We start from the raw sequence: 18,179 nt of genomic DNA, 5'->3' as shown, positions 1-18,179 counted from the left end.
ATGCATGCTTGCAGGAGGGCTTACGCCCCCTGACCCCCATTGATCGCCCCGCAAGCGGGACGGCTGCGCAGCCGGAAACCGGCCGCTAATTCAGTGACTGTCACCTTTGCTGGGCATCGGGTTCGCGTTCCTGAGTGTGGGAATCCGTACCCAAAAATCTATCCACGTTGGACTTCGCAACGAGAAGTTCCTTCATATCCGAGCGCGCCTGATTGTAATCATGGCGCGCTTTTTTCTTTTTCTCCAGGAGCAAAGCATACTCAGAACGCAGACTTTTGATGGTGGGAATCTTGGTCAGGCCCAACTCGTCAAAGGCTTTCTTCGCCGCCTGATGGAGCAGGATATCCGTCTCATGCTCGGCTTTGAACTTCTTGCTGTACCCGGCCTTGCGGTAGTCAATGTAGGTCTGCCGGGTCTTGATATAATCAATAATGTGCTTCTGCAATGAAGCGTTGGCGGCTATGTTTGCTTCCAATCCTTTCATACGATCCGAAGAAGCATTGAACCGAGCGGTGGCAGCCGCAGATTTTTCAGCGAGGATATCGTAGCGGTCAAGCCCCTGCTCCTGAAGATAGATGAGCGTCCGCGCCATCGCTTTGAGATTATGAACCTTGGCCCAGCGTTCAAATCTCGGACCCTTACCGGACTGGATTTTTGCTTGAATGTCGATGAGCAGACTGACAGAAGCTGGCGGAGCTTTTGGTATACCGCCACGGCGAACCGGAGCCTGTCTGCGTCCGGCGATGCGATCACGAATCGCGTCCTCGGTGTAGTCGGCACCGAGGGTACTCCCCCTGCATCGGGTGAACTTTTCCTGTTCTGGCGCCTTAAACGCAAGATACTTCCCGCACTTAACCTCATAACCCGCCGCCTGCATTTCCGCAAGGAACGCTTCAAAATCAGAAGGGTGCTTCTCCAGCATAGCGTCGATGGCCTGACGTAACCGCTCTTGAAAAGAAAGCGGACGGTCGCCGCCCATCGCCTCCAGCCACTTGCTGTAATGGCCCCGGCTTGGCTTCGGATTTTTGATGATGGACACCCCATGCTCCACACAAATCCTGTCGCTGACACGGCGCAGAGCAAAGGCAGAGCCGATGAAGTTACGGAATTTGTGTCGGCAATCCAGGGCGGTGCTGTTGAAAATAATGTGATTGTGAATGTGATTTTTATCGATGTGGGTACAGACCACAAGAGAATGCTTCCCCTTGGTAAAGGCCAGCGCAAGCTCCATCCCGATGCGGTTTGCTTCCCCCGGCGTGAGGTCATCGTCCGGGTGAAAGGCTTGGCGGGTATGGTAGGCAATGATATCGCTGCCGCCCTGACTGCGCCCGGTGAGCTGTGCATACTGCCGCTTGGAAAGTGCGAACTCCGCATCGGCGGTCTTGGAATCACACTCGAAGGATGAAATCAATTCGCCGTTCTTTGTCTTTTCAGGATTGGCAACGTAGTCAATGACATCCGCAACCGTTCTTCCGCTGCCGAAATGGATTGGCATCAGCCGAGTCGTGGCGATAGGCGGCACCTCCTTCCGCAGGCAGCAAAGAGCGGCGAGGATTTCTCCTCGCCGCTCACACCGTGATTTTTTAGATAGACTTCATTGCTCCGTTTAGATCGTCCAGCCGGTCAATGAACCACTCCGCCAGCTTGGGAATCCCATAGGGGCTGATGAGGAAAGCGGCTGCGGCTGTGGTCAAGGCCCCGCGGGGTTCTCTCAAAAAGATCAGCGCCAGTAGCGCCATTGTGAACAGCAGACTGGCGATCACTCCCAGCACCGCACTGGAACAATCACAGGCGAATCGGCAAACGCCAACCACAATGGACAGCGTCAGCGTGATCGGGAATAATAAAATCTTAAATAACAACCGCATCTCAAAGCCTCCCTTCTACTCGTCAGAGGGCGTATCACCCTCCGGATTTTTCGGCTGCAGAACCCGGATGTCAGGCTCCGACGAGGACATATACATCTCCTCAGTTTCCTGCTGTGCTTTCTGTAAAAGCGCAATGACATCCGTCTGTGAATTAAATAGTTTTTTATACATCGCTACGTAATCCGGCATTGCAGACACCTCCTTTTTCTTAGGTTGGTTGATGTTACCTTGCTTCAAGAGGTATTGCAAGTAGGTAAAAACACGTTCTTTCAAACTGTTTTCAGCCATGCGTTGTTGCTTTCGCAGGCGCTATGCAATCTTGGAAAGTGCGGTGAGGATGCCTCCCGCACGATCCCAAATCTCATCCAGCCGGACACGCAAATCCTCAATATCGGCAGCGTAAATGCTGCCCGTCTCGTTAGCGCGCTTGGCGTACTGGTTCAGGTTGTTGGAGCAGTATCGGAGCAGGGAAACCAGTTCCCGCACTTCGGAAAGGTCAAGGCTGATGAAATATCCGTCAATGCCGACCTTGCGGAAATAGGCTCCCGCATTGGTGATACCCATTGCCGCCATGCGCTCACGGATGAGGGCGGCTTCTTCTTCGGTAGCGGCAAAATGGAATCGAACCGTGCGCTTGCGCTCGGCCTGCCTGCGACGGCTCATCGCTCAGGCCCGCCTTTGGATTTTTGATGGGGTGGCTTTTCCCTTGGAGCAGAGGGAGGCTGATGCGTCGTCTTGATCTGCGCCAAGACAGAGGGCTTCTCGTCGGCACCATGTTCTGATTTACCGAAACTGTGACGGTGGCGCATCGCACCGCGTTCCGCCCCAACATCAATGCCGAACAAACCATCGTGAGCCTTAATTTCCGATCGGCTCTCGGCAAGCCCTTCGGAGTCGTTCCCATAGAGTCTGAAAGTTTCATACCCCGCATCGTGCAGCTCCATTGCACGCTCCTTGCCCAGCGGAATCATGCCTTCATAGGCGTAGCCGTAGGCATGCATATCGGACATTGAAACCATAGGATCGGAGAGATCGTCATTTTCTTTTTCGGCTTTCGGAAGTACCGGCAGAGTTCCTCCGAACATATCCAGGAGGAACTTCTTGCCACCAAGCAGAATCGCTGTGGTGAAAGCCGTATTGTAATCAGCATACTGTTGTTCATATTTTGGCATGAAACCCACTTCGCCAATGTGAGGAATCGCACCTTCATAGGTGCCGATTTCCAAGCGACCATCCTTGTGAATTCTCATGTAGCTGCCGTCCTCGCCGCCGATATAATAAAAAGCGCCGCGCCCATTGAGCCGGAAGATGCTATCCTCCACCCACTGGAAGCGGCTGCTCTCGGTGATGGCCTGCCAGAGCGCAAACTCGTCTTTATTCATATTGATCCCCTTTCTCACCGCTCCGGATTATGCTTGGCGCGGGTATGGCCTTTTTCATCGGGTTCTTTTTTGGGGTGCGGGGCATCCTTCGCCGCTTTAATCTGCTTCAGTACCGAGGGTTTCTCCGAGTGCAGGGTATCGGGCGCAAGTTCCCGAAGCTCCTCGTAGGTCTGCCCATCGGTCAAATCCGGCTTGGGTGCATCCATGTTATTTCGCAGACCGTCAATCATGTTGTAATTCTGTTCGGTACTCATTTCTGCGGCGGCAAGCAGGTTCGGGATTTCCTTGATTGGTTCATCCTGCATGTGGGCGAGAGTACGGGCTGCAAAATGAGCCGCCGCTTCCTTTTCGGAGTTGCAGTAGGAACCCCAGTAAAAGTCCCTGGCCCCGTTTTCGGTTTTGAACTGCCAGCAGACAAAGGGAGCGGCCGCATTGGGATTGTGTCCGATGGCGAAGCCGCGCCGGTCGTCAAACCAAATTGAGCGGGTGATTTCGTAGCCCTGCACCATGTGGCCGGCTTCCGGCGCACCAGGCAGGGAAAAACGTTCCGCACCCAAGTCCTGATACAGCTTGCGGTAATGCCTAGCGAAACCGTCAATCAGAATGGGATGAGCATTGAGAATTGCACCGCCGAATGCCTTGTCAGGCAAATCGAAGGACGAAGCCCACTCTTTGTTATCACGAGTGAATCGCCCGTCATATTCTCTGCTGTGGATGTTGTACTCCAACACGACCCTAACCCGCTCAAAGCCATAATCATGGACTGTCACCATCACGGCAATGTCGAGGTTATAGAAATCTCGCTTGTAGCAGCTTTTATAGATGGCGCCGTCGATGGCTTTGGCGCACTCGCTGTTGCGGTTGAAGCTATCGCGGTAAAAAGAAGTTTCCAGTCGCTGGATCGCTTTTTCGAGGTCATAAGGGTAGACAATTTTTCCGGGGTCAGCCCGGCCCACCGTGGCCTCGGTCATCGCTTCAAACAGCTCTCGGCAAAACTGTTTTTCCTCCCGGCTTTGTGTGTTAAGCTGTGCGGAAAGATACCGGCCGCAGATACCGAGAGCTTCCACCATGCCGTGGCTGACGGCGGCATCGCGGAAGAAGTCTGCGCCGGTTTCATACTTGATCTCGTTCTCAAGACGCTTCACATAATCTACCCCATACACAATTCCAAGGCCAGAACCATTGTCCCAGCTTGCGAATATCGTCCCCGTATCGTCAACTCCTGTCACGGAACCCCTATCGCCGGGGCGCAGCTTGGAGTAGGGATCGTCCATCGAAATAAGTTCCACCCGTGTTCCAGCCGGGTATTGCTCCCGCAGGCGGGCAACGGTTTCTTTTGATGCAAATTTCATACTGTTTTCCTCCTGTCAAAGTCGAGTTTAAAGTTTACATACTGCCCGGTATCCTCCAGCACCACCGTGGCATCATAGGTTTTACCGATCTTTTCCGAGTACAGCCCCTTTATAAAAACGCGCCCCTCTGTGAGCAGAGCGGCGGCGATGGCCGTGGTGACTTCCTTTTTCTTGGCGGCGAAGAACTTATTGTCCCGCCAGAGGGCAAACTTACAGCCGTTCCCCAAACAGAAAAAGCCTTTCTTGCTTTCGGTCACGGTGCAGCCACAACGGGGGCATGGGCCGACCGAATGCCCGGCAGGCCGGGCGAACCGGGCGCTGTGCGCCGTATCCGGCACAGCGTGAGCGGATATGAGGCCAGTGGTCATGACGGCGATGCCCTCCATAAAGTCAGCGTCCGTAAGTTTCCCATGCTCAATCCGTTTTAATTTATGCTCCCACTCGGCGGTGAGCTGGGGGGATTTGATCGTGTCGGGCAGCACAGCGATCAGGTTGACGCCCTTTTGCGTGGGGAAAAGTTGTTTGTTTTTGCGCTCCACAAAGCCGGACTTCACCAGCTTTTCAATAATAGCAGCACGGGTGGCCGGTGTACCCAGCCCCCTGCGTTCAGCACACCCCAGGGTGGCCTCTCTTGCCCCTGCGGGGCAATTCACCTTCTCTTCGGGCAGAGCCTCGGTGCCGGCAGACTCCATGCTGCTTAGCAGAGTGTCCTCGCTGAAGTGTTTGGGCGGGGAACTGAAGCTCTCCCGTACAGAAACGGCAGCGAACGAAAAGACCTGACCCTCGGAAAGCTCCGGCAGACGGCCGCCGTTCGGCAAAGCGGATTCGTCAGCATCCTCCTGCGGCTTTTCTTTTAGGATGGCCCGAAATGCCTGCTCCGCAGCTTTCCAGCCCTCCCGCAAAGTCGTCCTGCCCTTAGCGGTAAATGAATGCCCAGCACACTCTACCGTGACCACCGTTTCTGCATAATTGTGCTTCTCGCCCACGGCGCAAAGCAGTCGCACCGCCAGCAGATGCAGGATATTCCGCTCCCCCGCAGAAAGCGTGTCCAAGTCAGCTTTTCCCATCGTAGGCGTGGGGATGATGGCGTGATGATCTGTCACCTTGGCTATAAGGGCAAGGTCGTCATAACGACTGGCCAGGATTTCCATGACGCGCTGGTGGTTGCGCCTCAAGCCGCCTATCAGGGGATTCCCATTTTACTGACCCAGCCGAATTCCCTGCCGGCTGTTATTCAAACGGCGCTGCAAACGATAGCACCTACGGAGACCATTGTGGTTGGAAACCCAAGTGCCGTCAGCAACAATGTACTGAGTCAACTTACCAACGCCCGGCGCATCAGCGGCAGTGACATCTATGAAACGGCGGTTCTGGTGGCAAAGAATTTTGGGGCAAATACGGAAAGAGTATTTCTGGCTACGGGTAAGGATTTCCCGGATGCGCTGTCCGGTTCAGCTGTAGCCGCCAAATTCAACAGCCCGATACTGTTTGTCGGAGACCCGCTTTCCGCTTATGTTAAGCAGTATCTGGGGGATAACAAGCAAAATACCACAACGGTCCAACTTTTAGGAGGGACAGGCGCTATTGCGGACACGGTTCGCAATGAAATAGAACAAATTTACGAATAAGTTTAATTGGAATTTAAAGTAGAGAAAATAACCCAATATTGGGGATAAGAAGCCATTGCCTAAAAAGCAGTGGCTTCTTTGACTTTTTCAGTGGCCTTATTTAGTACAGGTCATTTCTGTTACCATAGCTTCATTTAATATGGATGATTATATTTGCATCACTGATATGGCAAAAGCTAAAGGTGGGGATGCACGGGCTGCTGATATCATAAAAATATGTACTGCCACAGAGTGATTATACAAAACAGACAGAATGGCTTGCTTATGCGGACGAAGCCGATTTATTAAATGTAGCGCTTTTCGGCTGTACGGCGAAACAATGGGGACAGGCTAATGTAGAATTGGCAAAGAAAAATAATATAAGAGATTTTGCATCGATAAATGAATTAACGGTTTTATCCAATCTCGAAACACATAATGCCGAGTTAATAAAGGAAGGGAAAAGTAAAGAAGAAAGGCTTGCAACTACAAATAACGCTATTTTTCTAAAAAATAATCAACTTATCGGTTGAATTCGTTGTATTATTTGCGGTATGGAAGCATAATTAAAATATACAAAGTTCTCCTGTGAAAGATTGAATTTATGAATTATATCACAACCCGAGAAGCATCAAGATGATGGGGAATTACACAACGGAGGGTTCAGGTGCTTTGCATTCATGGGAAAATACCCGGTGCTGTCTCTTTGGAAACGCTTGGGCCATATCGGAAATGCACAAAAACCGAGAGATGAAAGGTATAAGAAGAGTAAACCGGAAAAGGAATAGAAATTCGGGAGAATGATACAATGAAACTGCTCCATATTGCCGATCTGCATATCGGAAAGCGCGTCAATGAATTTAATATGATTGATGATCAGAAATACATACTGGAACAGATCTTGCGAATAACCGACGAGGGAAAACCGGATGGTGTCCTCATCGCTGGGGATGTCTATGATAAGAGCCAGCCTTCCGTTGAAGCGGTGGAGCTGCTCGACGAGTTCCTGACAAAATTGACTGCATTCGGACAGCCCGTTTTCATGATCAGCGGGAATCATGACTCTCCTGAGCGATTAGGCTTTGGAAGCCGGATCATGCAGAAAAACGGACTTCATATCGCCGGTGTATTTGATGGTGTTCTGCAAAAGGTATCGCTGGAGGACGAGCATGGTATCGTCAATATATACTTGCTTCCCTTTCTGAAACCGGCAATGGTAAAACCTTATTTTGAACAGCTAATGGAGTCCTATGACGAAGCTGTGCGCGCGGTCATTTCCGCGACGGAAATCAATGCCCAGGAACGAAATATTTTGCTGGCGCATCAATTTGTGATAAGTGGCACACAGCAGCCGGAGCGTTCGGAGTCAGAAAGCCTGTCTGTAGGTGGTCTGGACAACGTGGACGTTTCCGCCTTTGAGTCTTTCGATTATGTCGCATTAGGCCATCTCCATAGACCACAGAGAATCGGACGGGATACCGTCCGCTATGCCGGTTCACCTCTAAAATATTCCTTTTCCGAAGTACGTCATCAAAAATCAGTGACATTTGTAGAGCTTGGCGTAAAAGGCGAGCTTTTAATCCACCAGCTTCCGCTTATCCCTCTGCATGATCTCCGTGAAATCAAAGGGCCGATTGCCGGACTGCTTCGCATTGGACGGGAAGAACCGAAGAGTGCGGAAGATTACCTCCATGCAACCCTAACGGACGAGGAAGAAATCTATGACGCGATTGGGCAGTTGCGTCAGGTGTATCGTAATCTGATGGTACTGAACTTTGAAAACAGCCGCACTAGACAAGCCGTTTCCGCACAGATTGCCGTTTCCGGTGACATTGCCGAAAAAAGCCCGATGGATTTATTTGCGGCATTCTATCAGATGCAAAACAACAACGAGCTAACTCCAGAACAAGTCCAGGTAATGGAACGGATTTTTGAACAGGCGGGAGGTGCTGGAGTATGAAGCCGTTAAAAGTAGTGATGAGCGCCTTTTGCCCCTATGCCGGCAGAACTGAACTGGATCTGGCAGCATTTGGTGGTCAGGGATTATTTCTCATTACCGGTGATACCGGCGCTGGAAAGACAACCATTTTTGACGCCATCGCATTTGCACTGTTTGGCGAGGTGAGCGGTTGCACCAGAACCGTGGACACCCTGCGCAGTGATTTTGCAGAGCCTAATGCTAAGACTTATGTCGAATTTACCTTTCTGCATAAAGACAAGATGTACTCCATAACGCGGAATCCCCGCTATGAGCGGCCCAAAAAGAGCGGCGACGGGGTAACGACTGAAAATTCCGATGCCACGCTGCAACTGCCTGACGGAGACATCATCACCGGCTATCGGGATGTTACGGCAGAAATCGTTGAGCTTTTAGGTATCAACTATCGACAGTTCAAGCAAATTGCTATGATTGCCCAGGGTGAATTTCTCCAGCTTTTGCTTGCGGACAGTAAAGAACGGGGCGATATTTTCCGGCGTGTATTCAATACCGATCTTTATCAAACTGCGCAACGCTTATTGAAAGACAGTGAACGCGAATCTAAAAAGCGCTGTGAGAGCATTGAGCAGAGCATCTTTCAATATATCTCTGGAATCGCCTGTCCTGAAAGTGAGCAAGGGCAGATACTATCCGCGAAGATAGGCACAGCTACCATACATACCGCGGAGGATATCCTGTCAGAATTACAGGCTTTGATCACAGTGGACACAACTCTTCGGGATAGCTTAAAGCAGCAGGTAGATAAACTGGATAAGGATCTTGCTTCGCAGATTGCCATAATCATGCAGGCCCAATATATTAATCAAGCCTTTAACGATTTGAAGATCGTCCAAGAAAAGCGGAACGCTCTGATCGAGCGTCAAGGGGAACATAACGTTCAGAAGAAAATGTTGCAGGACGCGGAAAAAGCGCTATATATCGTCTCTCCCCTGGAAGCCGCATTTTTGCGGGAGCAGGAGGCCGAACAGAAATTAACACAGAGCATCATGGCACTGGATATTGAAATACAGGCACAGATAAAAGACCTGGAAACAGTACAAACGGCCTACCAAGCAGAGAAAGAAAAGGAACCGGAGCGGGAAAAGCTTGCTTCCGCAATTGATCGGCTTACAAAAATGCTTCCCCAGTATGAAGCTTCCGAGCTACTTGAAAGAGAATTGGAAAAACTGACGGAAAAGCAATCGGCAGTTTGTGCGGCGCTGGGAGAACTCCAACAGCAAAAAGCGGATCTTTTGGAGCAGAAAAATAACCTCAATCAAGAATTGGAGCGGCTTGCGGACATAGAGGCAAAAGCGGCAGTCTGTGAGCAGGAAGCAAAACAACTGCAAGCCACTCAATCCGGATTGCTTGATCTACAGAATTTTTTATCCGGGCTCAGCAAATTACAAAGTGAGAGCGCCAGGCTGCAGCAGCAGTTCACTAGTGCACAAGGGGCATTCCAAACCGTTAATACAGTTTATATGGAAAAAGAAACTGCTTTTTTCCGTGAACAGGCGGGACTTCTGGCGGCATCACTGGAAGATGGAAATCCCTGCCCTGTATGTGGTTCCACTGTTCACCCCAACAAGGCAACGCTGGGCGCGGATGCTCCTATCGAGGCAGAGCTGAATGAATTAAAAAAAAAAAGTGACCTTGCCCGGCAGAATATGCAGGAAGCCAGCGAACAGTCGGCTGCAAAGCTGGCGGAAGTCAAACTGGCGCGGGAACAGTTGGTACATGCTGCCGGAGCATATTTCCCCGATGTCGATAAGAGCATCATGCAGGAGCAACTTGCGACCCTGATCGAATCAGCCTTAGCAGAAAGCAGGCAAAAAAAGAAAGAGAATGACGATCACTATCTCCAATTGAAAAAACAAGTCTCTCGTAAAAACCAATCTAAGGAACAACTTGCATCTTTAGAGGGATCCTTACAGACCAACGAGGAAGCAACGACTCAGAACGAACAACAGAAAAATAACATCATCTCAGATATTGCTTCCAAGACCGGAGAACTCAAGGTGCTGAAATCCTCTTTGGAGTATGCAGACCGCCAACAGGCTGTGGCATCTATAGAAGAATGGACGGGAAATCTAAATTCTTTGAAAGAAGCTTTCAGGCAAGCTGAAGAAGCATATCATGCACTTCAAAACAAGTTGGAGGGGAACCAAACTCTTCTTAGCGACCAGAGAGAAAGACTGAGCAACACCATCCAAACAAAACAACAGGCACTGGCAGCTTACACAAAAAAGCTGTCTGAATGTGATTTTCCCAATGAAGAAGCCTATCATAGCGCATTGAAAACAGAATCGGAAATCAGCGAGTTAAAACATTCTATCGACCAGTATCAGAATGAAGTCCAAGCTGTAGAACAGGATTTACGGAGGCTTTTCAAAGAAACCGAAAACAAGCAGAAGCAGGATATGGAACAGCTTGAAGCCGCAAAACAAAAGCTGGAGCAGGAAAAAAGGAAGGCGGATGAATCTATTCGGACGCTGATAGCGCGGTTGGGAACCAATGAACCGATTACAAAAGCTTTCGGCAGAGCAATCTCAGACGCAGCTATCTATCAACAGGAATACCTCCTTCTGAGCAATCTTTCAAAAACGGCGAACGGCGAGTTGGGCGGCAAACAAAAGCTGGCTTTTGAGCAGTATGTACAGGCTTCATACTTTAACCAGATTCTTATTGAGGCAAACAAGCGGCTGAAGATTATGACAAACAGCCGGTTTGAGCTTCTGCGCAGAGAAGACGCGGCAGATCTCCGTGCTCAGACCGGACTGGAAATTGATGTTTTGGATCATTATACCGGCCGGATACGTTCGGTAAAGTCGCTGTCCGGCGGAGAATCCTTTAAAGCATCCCTGTCCCTAGCGCTGGGACTTTCTGACGTGATTCAAAGCTATGCCGGCGGCGTGGAAATCGATACATTGTTTATTGATGAAGGCTTTGGAGCACTGGATACCGAGTCATTAGAGCAGGCAATGCAGACACTTATAGGTCTTGCGGCGGGAAATCGTCTGGTCGGCATAATTTCTCATGTGAGTGAGCTGAAAGAGCGGATTGACCGGCAGGTTGTGATTATGAAGAGTAATAGGGGAAGTAGTATTAATCTCATTTCTTGAAAAAATCGAGAAGAAAACTTCCGGCTGGCCTAAGTAGCGTGTTTAGCCCGATGCTTATTTTAAAAATGGTGTATTAATAAATTAGAAGTGCTGCTATTGAATCCACCAGGGAGAGAGAAAGGAGCATGTTTAAAATGACAGAATTAAAAAATATATGCAGGTAATAATTTAATTTATGTGCAAAGTAATATATAAGATAAATAAGTTGTTCATGCAGGATCTCGGCATCCACCTGAAATAGTCTGTATGAGTTAATTTCTGCCGAAATTGAGGAGTATCCGTGAATAGATTCTTAGAAGATTAGCCAAATACATATGTATGCTCAATGAGAATAGGAGGATTGCAGGCTATAATGAATAATAAAAAAACAATCATTATTACTGGAGCAAATTCAGGACTTGGGTTATCATGCGCTAAAATGGGTAATGGATATTTGCATATCAATGCTGGAGGCTGTGCAATGTAGTAATAAGTTAAATGCCACAACAGCAGTAGGAGATTAAAAGGTGGAAATTTTAATTCCCCCGAATTCGAGGGAATTAAAAACGAAGCGGGATTAAACCGTTTTGTATCAAATATGGAGAACCTGAATGCTGTATTCATTGGCGAAGGCATGTCGTTTTTTACGCACTTAAGGCACGTTGAGACGTGCGTACTTTTGTCCCACAAGAATTCGCAGGCATCCTCACCGTCTTTATAAACCGGAAAATTAAACAAAATTGACTTTAGGGGCAGTTCAGCCTCATCACATGGGAAAATCTCTATTTCTTTGATTAACGAAGAAATTAGAGATTTTTTCTCTTCATCGCTGATTTTGTCGTATACTTTGTCGAAGTTTGCCAATAGCGTATAGATGTTTTCTAAAGTAATAGCGTCTTGCTCTACGGCTTTACGGCGCAGCAAAACATCCTCAATTTTTTCTTCAAGCTCTACGATAATGTCATATAGTCCATCAAGTCTGAGGGTCATGTCATGGATTTTACGTTCCCTGAAACGAGCATCCTCAGCCAAACTGTCAATTTCATTTTCAAGGCGAGTTTTATTCAGTTCTATCTCTCTTAGCTTGGATTCGTAATTTTTTAGCTCTCTGTTCAAAGTGGAGGTATCTATTTCTTTTCCAATCCTTGATTTGATTTCTCCTGCAAAATCCTGATTTTTAATTAGCTCTCTGATCGCTTCAATGACAAGAGGTTCGATATCAGTTTTTTTGAGCATCGCTTTATAATCACAGCTTTTTCCTCGTGCTGTTCGGGCTTTGCTGCACACATAATAATAAATCTCTTTATAAGTACCATCTTTGTTCGTCCATGCGTGCTTGTTGGTGTACATTGGACCGCCACATTTAGGGCACTTTAAAATACCGCTTAACAAGTGTGCTCTGTCCCGACCTATTTTGGAGGGGGACTTAACACCTGTCAGTTCTCTTTTCTCATGTGCAGCATTCCATAGCTCTTCGCTTATAATCGCCTCATGTTGACCTTCGGCTATGATGTAATTTTCCTGCGGTATTTGCTTGTATTCGTTTTTACTTCCTTTAACTTTTTCACGAACACGCCTGCCATAGGAGATTTTGCCACAGTAAACAGGGTTATCAATAATCATCCTGATAAAATGTGTACCCCACCCAGAGAGAGTACCGTTATTCCGTTTTATTTTCTGAATACCTTGCAAGTTAAGATAGTTGGCGATTTTATGAAATCCCATATTCTCATTCAGGTATTTATCAAAGATAATGCGTACAGCCTCAGCTTCATCTTCTTGAATAAAAAGCTGCTTATCTTTGAGATAGTAGCCGTAAGGAGCAAAACCGCCGTTCCAGCCGCCTTGACGAGCTTTTTCTTTTCGTCCGTTCATAGTCTGCTCAATGATGTTTTCGCGCTCTATTTCAGCAACGGCAGACAGAACAGAAATCAAAAGCTTTCCGCTTGTTTGAGATGAATCAATTCCTTCCTCTATGCAGATTAAATTTACGCCAAAGGCTTGAACGTGCTCTAATGAGTTCAAAATATCGGCTGCATTTCTACCAAAACGGGATAGCTTGTATACCAATATATAATCAATCTCTAAACCATTTTCGATATCAAATAGCATTTGCTTAAAAGCAGGTCTGCCTTCTATGGATTTACCAGATTTACCGGCATCTTCGTATATGCTTACGATCTCCATTTCTTCTCTATCCGCAAAACGTGTTAAACTACTTTTCTGTCCATCTAAGCTGTAACCATCAACTTGCATTTCGGTACTTACCCGAGGGTAAAGCACACATTTTTTTCCACTCCTATTCATAGTCATACCTCCAATAAAATATTGGAAAATATCGATATTTCAAATACAGCCATTTACTCGACACGGTTTAATTCATTCAGCACTTCGGCACCATGCTTTTCGATAATCTGCGAAAGCACATTTATAAAATCATGAAATGATTTTGTTGTCGTTGTCGCATACAATTCATGAGGTAGTGTAGCTTCGACTGTAGTTTCGGATAAGTTCTTGATATTTTCCATTTGCAATCACCTCCAAGTGAGGTGCTTATATTGATTATAAGCACTTATTATCTTTATGAGAAGTTTGTCACTTTGCAATATAAGCACACCACAAATTGCATTGTGCAAAAATGTGGTGTGCCTTGTCTTTATTCATTCGCCTTATTTGCCACGCACCCAGGCTAGGGGGATATTTCGAGCTGTCATTGGCTGACATCATAGCCCCACAATACCGATTAGCCTTGTCCCTTCAAGAGGCTACAAATATCGCAGGAACTCCCCCTCAAGTCTGTGGGAGGTCGTGAGAAAGTATCATTATCACTTATGTGTGTCATCGCGCCAATCGAGCCACCGATTGGTCTAATGGCTGCATTTTATCGCTCTAGCTGTGCAATGCTCTGTTTTGCCATTCATTAACTTACAAGAACATTACATAACCCATCATGGCGATGCCCATTATGTTGCTTTGCTTTTCAGCCACATAAGATCTGTACTCAAAATACCGTATATTTAGTTGTCAAGGTACAATATTGTGTGAGGATATAAAGTACATCTCACTAATCAGGACAAAATTCAGGCAAAAGTAAGGGGTGATTAAAGAAATATTTTTAAAAACTTTTCAATTGAACATCACTTTCTTCGATGAATAACACTTAATAATAGTGTTTTTAAAAAAATAGATAAAATTTGGCGTGGGAATTTTTTTATGGTTTTATTACAAATTCCATATTTTAAAAGAAACTTTGCGTATGCGGAATTGACTTCGAGAAATCGAACAAATCAATTGCTAATCTGACTGTATAGTGCTACAATAAAAGCAACACGCTTCTCGGAATTAGATTTCATAATGGGGTGAATAGAATGGGTATAAGCTATAAGAAACTTTGGAAACTCTTAATTGATAAAGATATGAAAAAATCACAATTGCGTGAGGCTGCATCACTGAGCTCGAGCACAATAGCTAAATTGACTCGAAATGAGTATGTAGCCCTTGATGTATTGGTTCGAATTTGTGCTGTATTAAATTGTGATATCGGAGATATCGCTGAAGTAAAACTGGACGAACAGTAACAAGCAAGTTTTAGATACGAAAATATATATGATCATTCAGAATAGGGTGAGGAGATAACGGAATGGAGATATTCGATAATGTAACCAGAATAGTCAAAGACGATATGTCGGTAGAAATAAAAAAAGGCAGCAAGCTTTCGATTGCAGCCGCATGTTTTTCAATATACGCTTATCAGGCTCTGCGCGGACAGCTTGATTCGATAGACGAATTGCGGTTTATTTTCACTTCTCCAACTTTTGTTAAGGAAAAAGTGCAGAAATCAAAACGCGAGTTTTACATACCGCGTATTAACCGTGAACGTAGCCTCTATGGTACAGAATTCGAAGTGAAATTGCGCAATGAGTTGACGCAAAAGGCGATTGCCAAAGAATGCACTGATTGGATCAGAAAAAAAGTGACATTCAAATCGAATGTCACAAATGAAAATATGGGCGGGTTTATCAATGTAATTGCGGCCGATAGTGCGCTCACATATATGCCGGTTAATGGCTTCACAACTGTGGATTTAGGGTGCGACCGGGGGAATAACAGCTACAACATGGTTACTAAAATGGAAGCGCCCCATAGTCATGAGTTTATTCGGGTATTTAACTCCATTTGGAATGATGAAAATAAGCTTCAGGAAGTTACGGATATCGTGATTGACAGCATTACGGAAGCTTATAAAGAAAACACACCTAACTTTATCTATTTCGTGACATTGTACAATATCTTTAACGAGTTTCTGGAAGATATTTCCGAAGACGTATTACCAAATGAAGCGACGGGATTCAAGGAAAGCAAAATATGGAATCTACTTTATGATTTCCAAAAAGATGCCGTTCTTGCGATTATCAATAAACTGGAAAAATACAACGGTTGTATCCTTGCGGACAGTGTTGGCCTAGGTAAGACCTTTACCGCGATAGCTGTAATCAAATATTATGAAAACAGGAATAAAACTGTTCTTGTTTTGTGTCCTAAAAAACTAGCGGACAACTGGAATACTTACAAGGATAATTATTTGAATAATCCTATAGCCTCTGATCGACTGAATTATGATGTGTTGTATCATACGGATTTGTCTCGAACTTATGGAAAATCAAATGGTCTGGATCTTGATCGTTTGAACTGGGGGAATTACGATCTAGTTGTGATTGATGAATCACATAATTTTCGCAATGGTGGGGAACTCTCCGGCATAGAAGGTGAAAAAGAAAATCGTTACTTAAAATTACTGAACAAAGTAGTCCGTGCAGGCGTAAAAACAAAAGTATTGATGCTTTCAGCAACGCCGGTAAACAATCGATTCAATGATTTGAAAAATCAGCTGGCACTTGCCTATGAAGGCAATGCGCAATTGATCAATGAAAAGCTCAATACAGTTAAGTCCATTGATGAGATTTTCCGAAGTGCTCAAAAGGCATTCAATACATGGAGCAAACTGGAGCAGGCAGACCGAAAGACGACAACACTTCTTAAAATGCTAGATTTTGATTTCTTTGAAGTGCTAGATAATGTAACGATTGCCCGTTCGAGGAGCCATATCGAGAAGTATTATAACATCGCTGAGATCGGAAAGTTTCCGCAACGACTTAAGCCTATTTCGTTGCGTCCGTCTTTAACGGACTTGAATTCGGCCATCAATTACAATCAGATATATGGATGTCTGATGCTGCTGAATCTCGCGATATATACTCCATCAAATTATATATTTCCAAGCAAAATGGACAAGTATATTGACCTGTCAGACAAGAAACGTAATAACCTAACACAGGTAGGACGTGAAGAAGGGATTCGGCGGTTAATGAACATCAATCTATTAAAGCGACTTGAAAGCTCTGTGTATTCATTTGGGCTGACTCTTTCGCGCATAAAGTTACTTATTACCGAAATGATAAAAAGCATTGATGCATTCGAGAACAATGGCAGTACAGTGCTTGACTTAGTAGACCTCAGTGAAGCAACAGAATTTGATCTGGATGATCAAAATACAGACCTTTTCACAGTCGGAAAAAAGGTGAGGATCGACCTTGCTGATATGGACTATAAAAGCTGGCGTGAAGAATTAGTTATGGATGCTGAAACGCTTGAACTTTTATCACTGATGATTGCAGATATAACACCAGAACATGATACAAAGCTTCAAACATTATTTCAGCTTGTTGCTGATAAGTTGGAGAAGCCAATTAATAAGGACAATAAAAAGGTTTTGATTTTTACCGCATTCTCAGACACTGCGGATTATCTTTATAGTCATGTGAGCAAGCATATTAAAAACAACTATGGGTTGGACACCGCAATGATTACAGGATCAGTGGATGGAAAGACCACTATTCCAAAATTCAGGGCAAGTCTGAATAATGTCTTGACCTGTTTTTCTCCAGTGTCAAAAGATAAAGTACTGCTAATGCCTGATTCAAAGGACAGTATTGAAATATTGATAGCAACAGATTGTATCTCTGAGGGACAGAATCTGCAAGACTGTGATTATGTCATCAATTATGATATTCACTGGAATCCTGTTCGTATCATACAGAGGTTTGGTCGTATTGATCGTATCGGCAGCCGAAACGACTACATCCAGCTTGTGAACTTTTGGCCTGATTTGTCATTAGATGAGTATATCAATCTGAAGAGCCGTGTCGAGACAAGAATGCGAATCTCTGTAATGACCTCCACAGGAGACGATGACTTAATTAATGCCGATGAAAAAGGTGATTTGGAATACCGAAAACAACAGCTTCAGCGGTTGCAGGAAGAAGTTGTAGATATTGAAGATATGTCCAGTGGGATTTCTATTATGGATTTGGGACTCAATGAATTCAGGTTGGATCTACTGGAGTTTGTAAAAAATAATCCAGATTTGGACAAGACACCTTTAGGGATGCATGCGATTGTGCCTGTAACAGAGGATACACCAGCAGGCGTCATTTATGTGTTGAAAAACATCAATGGTGGCGTGAATATTGACAATCAAAATCGATTGCATCCCTTCTATATGGTTTATATTTCAAATGACGGTAATGTCATTTGCGATCATCTTGCTCCAAAAGAATTGTTGGACAAGCTGCGGTTTATCTGTAGAAGTAAAGTAAGTCCCGATGAAGATTTGTGTAATATTTTTAACAAGGAAACCAAAGATGGAAAAGATATGAGAAAGTATTCTGAGCTGTTGGGAGATGCCATCAATTCCATTATTGACGTTAAAGAAGAAAGTGACATAGACAGCCTGTTCCGTGGTGGCGGTACATCGGCATTGCTATCTGAAGTGACAGGTCTGGATGACTTTGAGCTGATCTGTTTCCTTGTTATAAAATGATGAAGGAAGGA

The 18,179-nt window shown here is 45.8% G+C and carries 14 protein-coding genes and 1 pseudogene; 6 read left to right on the top strand and 9 right to left on the bottom strand.

The genetic code is table 11. From position 1 onward, the window contains the following. Positions 1-100 precede the first annotated feature (100 nt). The 7 genes from OKX56_RS00850 to OKX56_RS00815 all read right to left on the bottom strand — a co-directional run bounded on the left by OKX56_RS00850 (position 101) and on the right by OKX56_RS00815 (position 5,654). Positions 101-1,513, bottom strand: coding sequence for a relaxase/mobilization nuclease domain-containing protein (locus OKX56_RS00850; protein ID WP_287895382.1), 1,413 nt, complete (start codon positions 1,511-1,513; stop codon positions 101-103). A gap of 70 nt (positions 1,514-1,583) precedes the next feature. Next, positions 1,584-1,868, bottom strand: coding sequence for a CD1845 family protein (locus tag OKX56_RS00845; RefSeq protein ID WP_287895289.1), 285 nt, complete (start codon positions 1,866-1,868; stop codon positions 1,584-1,586). Positions 1,869-1,883: 15 nt separating this feature from the next. Beyond that, positions 1,884-2,057: a hypothetical protein gene (locus tag OKX56_RS00840; protein ID WP_287895287.1), complete on the bottom strand. Its 174-nt coding sequence runs from the start codon at positions 2,055-2,057 to the stop codon at positions 1,884-1,886. Positions 2,058-2,177: 120 nt separating this feature from the next. Then, the gene (locus OKX56_RS00835) at positions 2,178-2,531 is read right to left on the bottom strand and encodes a plasmid mobilization protein (protein ID WP_287895285.1); all 354 of its coding nucleotides are present in this window, start codon (positions 2,529-2,531) and stop codon (positions 2,178-2,180) included. Continuing rightward, positions 2,528-3,250, bottom strand: coding sequence for a hypothetical protein (locus tag OKX56_RS00830; RefSeq protein ID WP_287895283.1), 723 nt, complete (start codon positions 3,248-3,250; stop codon positions 2,528-2,530). Before OKX56_RS00830 ends, OKX56_RS00835 begins: the two co-directional genes overlap by 4 nt. Before the next feature lie 14 nt (positions 3,251-3,264). After that, positions 3,265-4,602: a DUF4314 domain-containing protein gene (locus OKX56_RS00825; protein ID WP_502850521.1), complete on the bottom strand. Its 1,338-nt coding sequence runs from the start codon at positions 4,600-4,602 to the stop codon at positions 3,265-3,267. Further along, positions 4,599-5,654, bottom strand: a complete 1,056-nt coding sequence (locus OKX56_RS00815) for a DNA topoisomerase (RefSeq protein ID WP_287895280.1) — start codon at positions 5,652-5,654, stop codon at positions 4,599-4,601. The genes OKX56_RS00825 and OKX56_RS00815 overlap by 4 nt, the downstream gene beginning before the upstream one ends. Positions 5,655-5,693: 39 nt before the next feature. On the opposite strand from OKX56_RS00815, the gene OKX56_RS00810 reads away from it, so the two are divergent. From OKX56_RS00810 to OKX56_RS00795, 4 genes are all read left to right on the top strand, one after another. After that, positions 5,694-6,230, top strand: a complete 537-nt coding sequence (locus OKX56_RS00810) for a cell wall-binding repeat-containing protein (protein ID WP_287895278.1) — start codon at positions 5,694-5,696, stop codon at positions 6,228-6,230. Positions 6,231-6,571: 341 nt separating this feature from the next. Beyond that, positions 6,572-6,742 (top strand): hypothetical protein, encoded by a 171-nt coding sequence (locus OKX56_RS14880; RefSeq protein WP_019225451.1) that lies wholly within the window; start codon positions 6,572-6,574, stop codon positions 6,740-6,742. Positions 6,743-7,017: 275 nt separating this feature from the next. Continuing rightward, positions 7,018-8,169: an exonuclease SbcCD subunit D gene (locus OKX56_RS00800; protein WP_019225453.1), complete on the top strand. Its 1,152-nt coding sequence runs from the start codon at positions 7,018-7,020 to the stop codon at positions 8,167-8,169. Further along, positions 8,166-11,309 carry an AAA family ATPase gene (locus tag OKX56_RS00795; protein ID WP_287895276.1) on the top strand — a complete coding sequence of 1,048 codons (3,144 nt, stop codon included), beginning with the start codon at positions 8,166-8,168 and terminating at the stop codon, positions 11,307-11,309. Before OKX56_RS00800 ends, OKX56_RS00795 begins: the two co-directional genes overlap by 4 nt. 621 nt (positions 11,310-11,930) lie before the next feature. Here the strand turns inward: OKX56_RS00795 and OKX56_RS00790 are convergent. Next, a pseudogene (locus OKX56_RS00790) lies at positions 11,931-13,595 on the bottom strand (recombinase family protein); the annotation flags it as partial. Positions 13,596-13,648: 53 nt separating this feature from the next. Beyond that, on the bottom strand, positions 13,649-13,816 hold the full coding sequence (locus OKX56_RS00785; RefSeq protein WP_021315259.1) for a hypothetical protein: 168 nt from the start codon (positions 13,814-13,816) through the stop codon (positions 13,649-13,651). 840 nt (positions 13,817-14,656) lie between these two features. Between OKX56_RS00785 and OKX56_RS00780 the strand changes: the two genes are divergently transcribed. After that, the gene (locus OKX56_RS00780) at positions 14,657-14,866 is read left to right on the top strand and encodes a helix-turn-helix domain-containing protein (RefSeq protein WP_021315334.1); all 210 of its coding nucleotides are present in this window, start codon (positions 14,657-14,659) and stop codon (positions 14,864-14,866) included. A gap of 62 nt (positions 14,867-14,928) precedes the next feature. Next, entirely contained in the window at positions 14,929-18,168 is a 3,240-nt protein-coding gene (locus OKX56_RS00775) for a helicase-related protein (protein ID WP_021315337.1), read from the top strand. The last annotated feature ends 11 nt before the right edge of the window (positions 18,169-18,179 follow it).

Origin of the sequence: Dehalobacter sp., assembly GCF_030063005.1 — a bacterium.
Taxonomy (GTDB): Bacteria; Bacillota; Desulfitobacteriia; order Desulfitobacteriales; family Syntrophobotulaceae; genus Dehalobacter; species Dehalobacter restrictus.
Note: the sequence above shows the minus strand (reverse complement) of the source record. Positions and strands in the feature narration are given on the sequence as shown.

Coding starts and splice junctions, on each gene's coding strand:
- OKX56_RS00845 (WP_287895289.1), bottom strand. CDS start 1,868: ATGCGGTTGTTATTTAAGATTTTATTATTCCCGATCACGCTGACGCTG.
- OKX56_RS00800 (WP_019225453.1), top strand. CDS start 7,018: ATGAAACTGCTCCATATTGCCGATCTGCATATCGGAAAGCGCGTCAAT.
- OKX56_RS00785 (WP_021315259.1), bottom strand. CDS start 13,816: ATGGAAAATATCAAGAACTTATCCGAAACTACAGTCGAAGCTACACTA.
- OKX56_RS00775 (WP_021315337.1), top strand. CDS start 14,929: ATGGAGATATTCGATAATGTAACCAGAATAGTCAAAGACGATATGTCG.
- OKX56_RS00825 (WP_502850521.1), bottom strand. CDS start 4,602: ATGAAATTTGCATCAAAAGAAACCGTTGCCCGCCTGCGGGAGCAATAC.
- OKX56_RS00810 (WP_287895278.1), top strand. CDS start 5,694: ATGATCTGTCACCTTGGCTATAAGGGCAAGGTCGTCATAACGACTGGC.
- OKX56_RS00780 (WP_021315334.1), top strand. CDS start 14,657: ATGGGTATAAGCTATAAGAAACTTTGGAAACTCTTAATTGATAAAGAT.
- OKX56_RS00835 (WP_287895285.1), bottom strand. CDS start 2,531: ATGAGCCGTCGCAGGCAGGCCGAGCGCAAGCGCACGGTTCGATTCCAT.
- OKX56_RS00795 (WP_287895276.1), top strand. CDS start 8,166: ATGAAGCCGTTAAAAGTAGTGATGAGCGCCTTTTGCCCCTATGCCGGC.
- OKX56_RS00830 (WP_287895283.1), bottom strand. CDS start 3,250: ATGAATAAAGACGAGTTTGCGCTCTGGCAGGCCATCACCGAGAGCAGC.
- OKX56_RS00840 (WP_287895287.1), bottom strand. CDS start 2,057: ATGCCGGATTACGTAGCGATGTATAAAAAACTATTTAATTCACAGACG.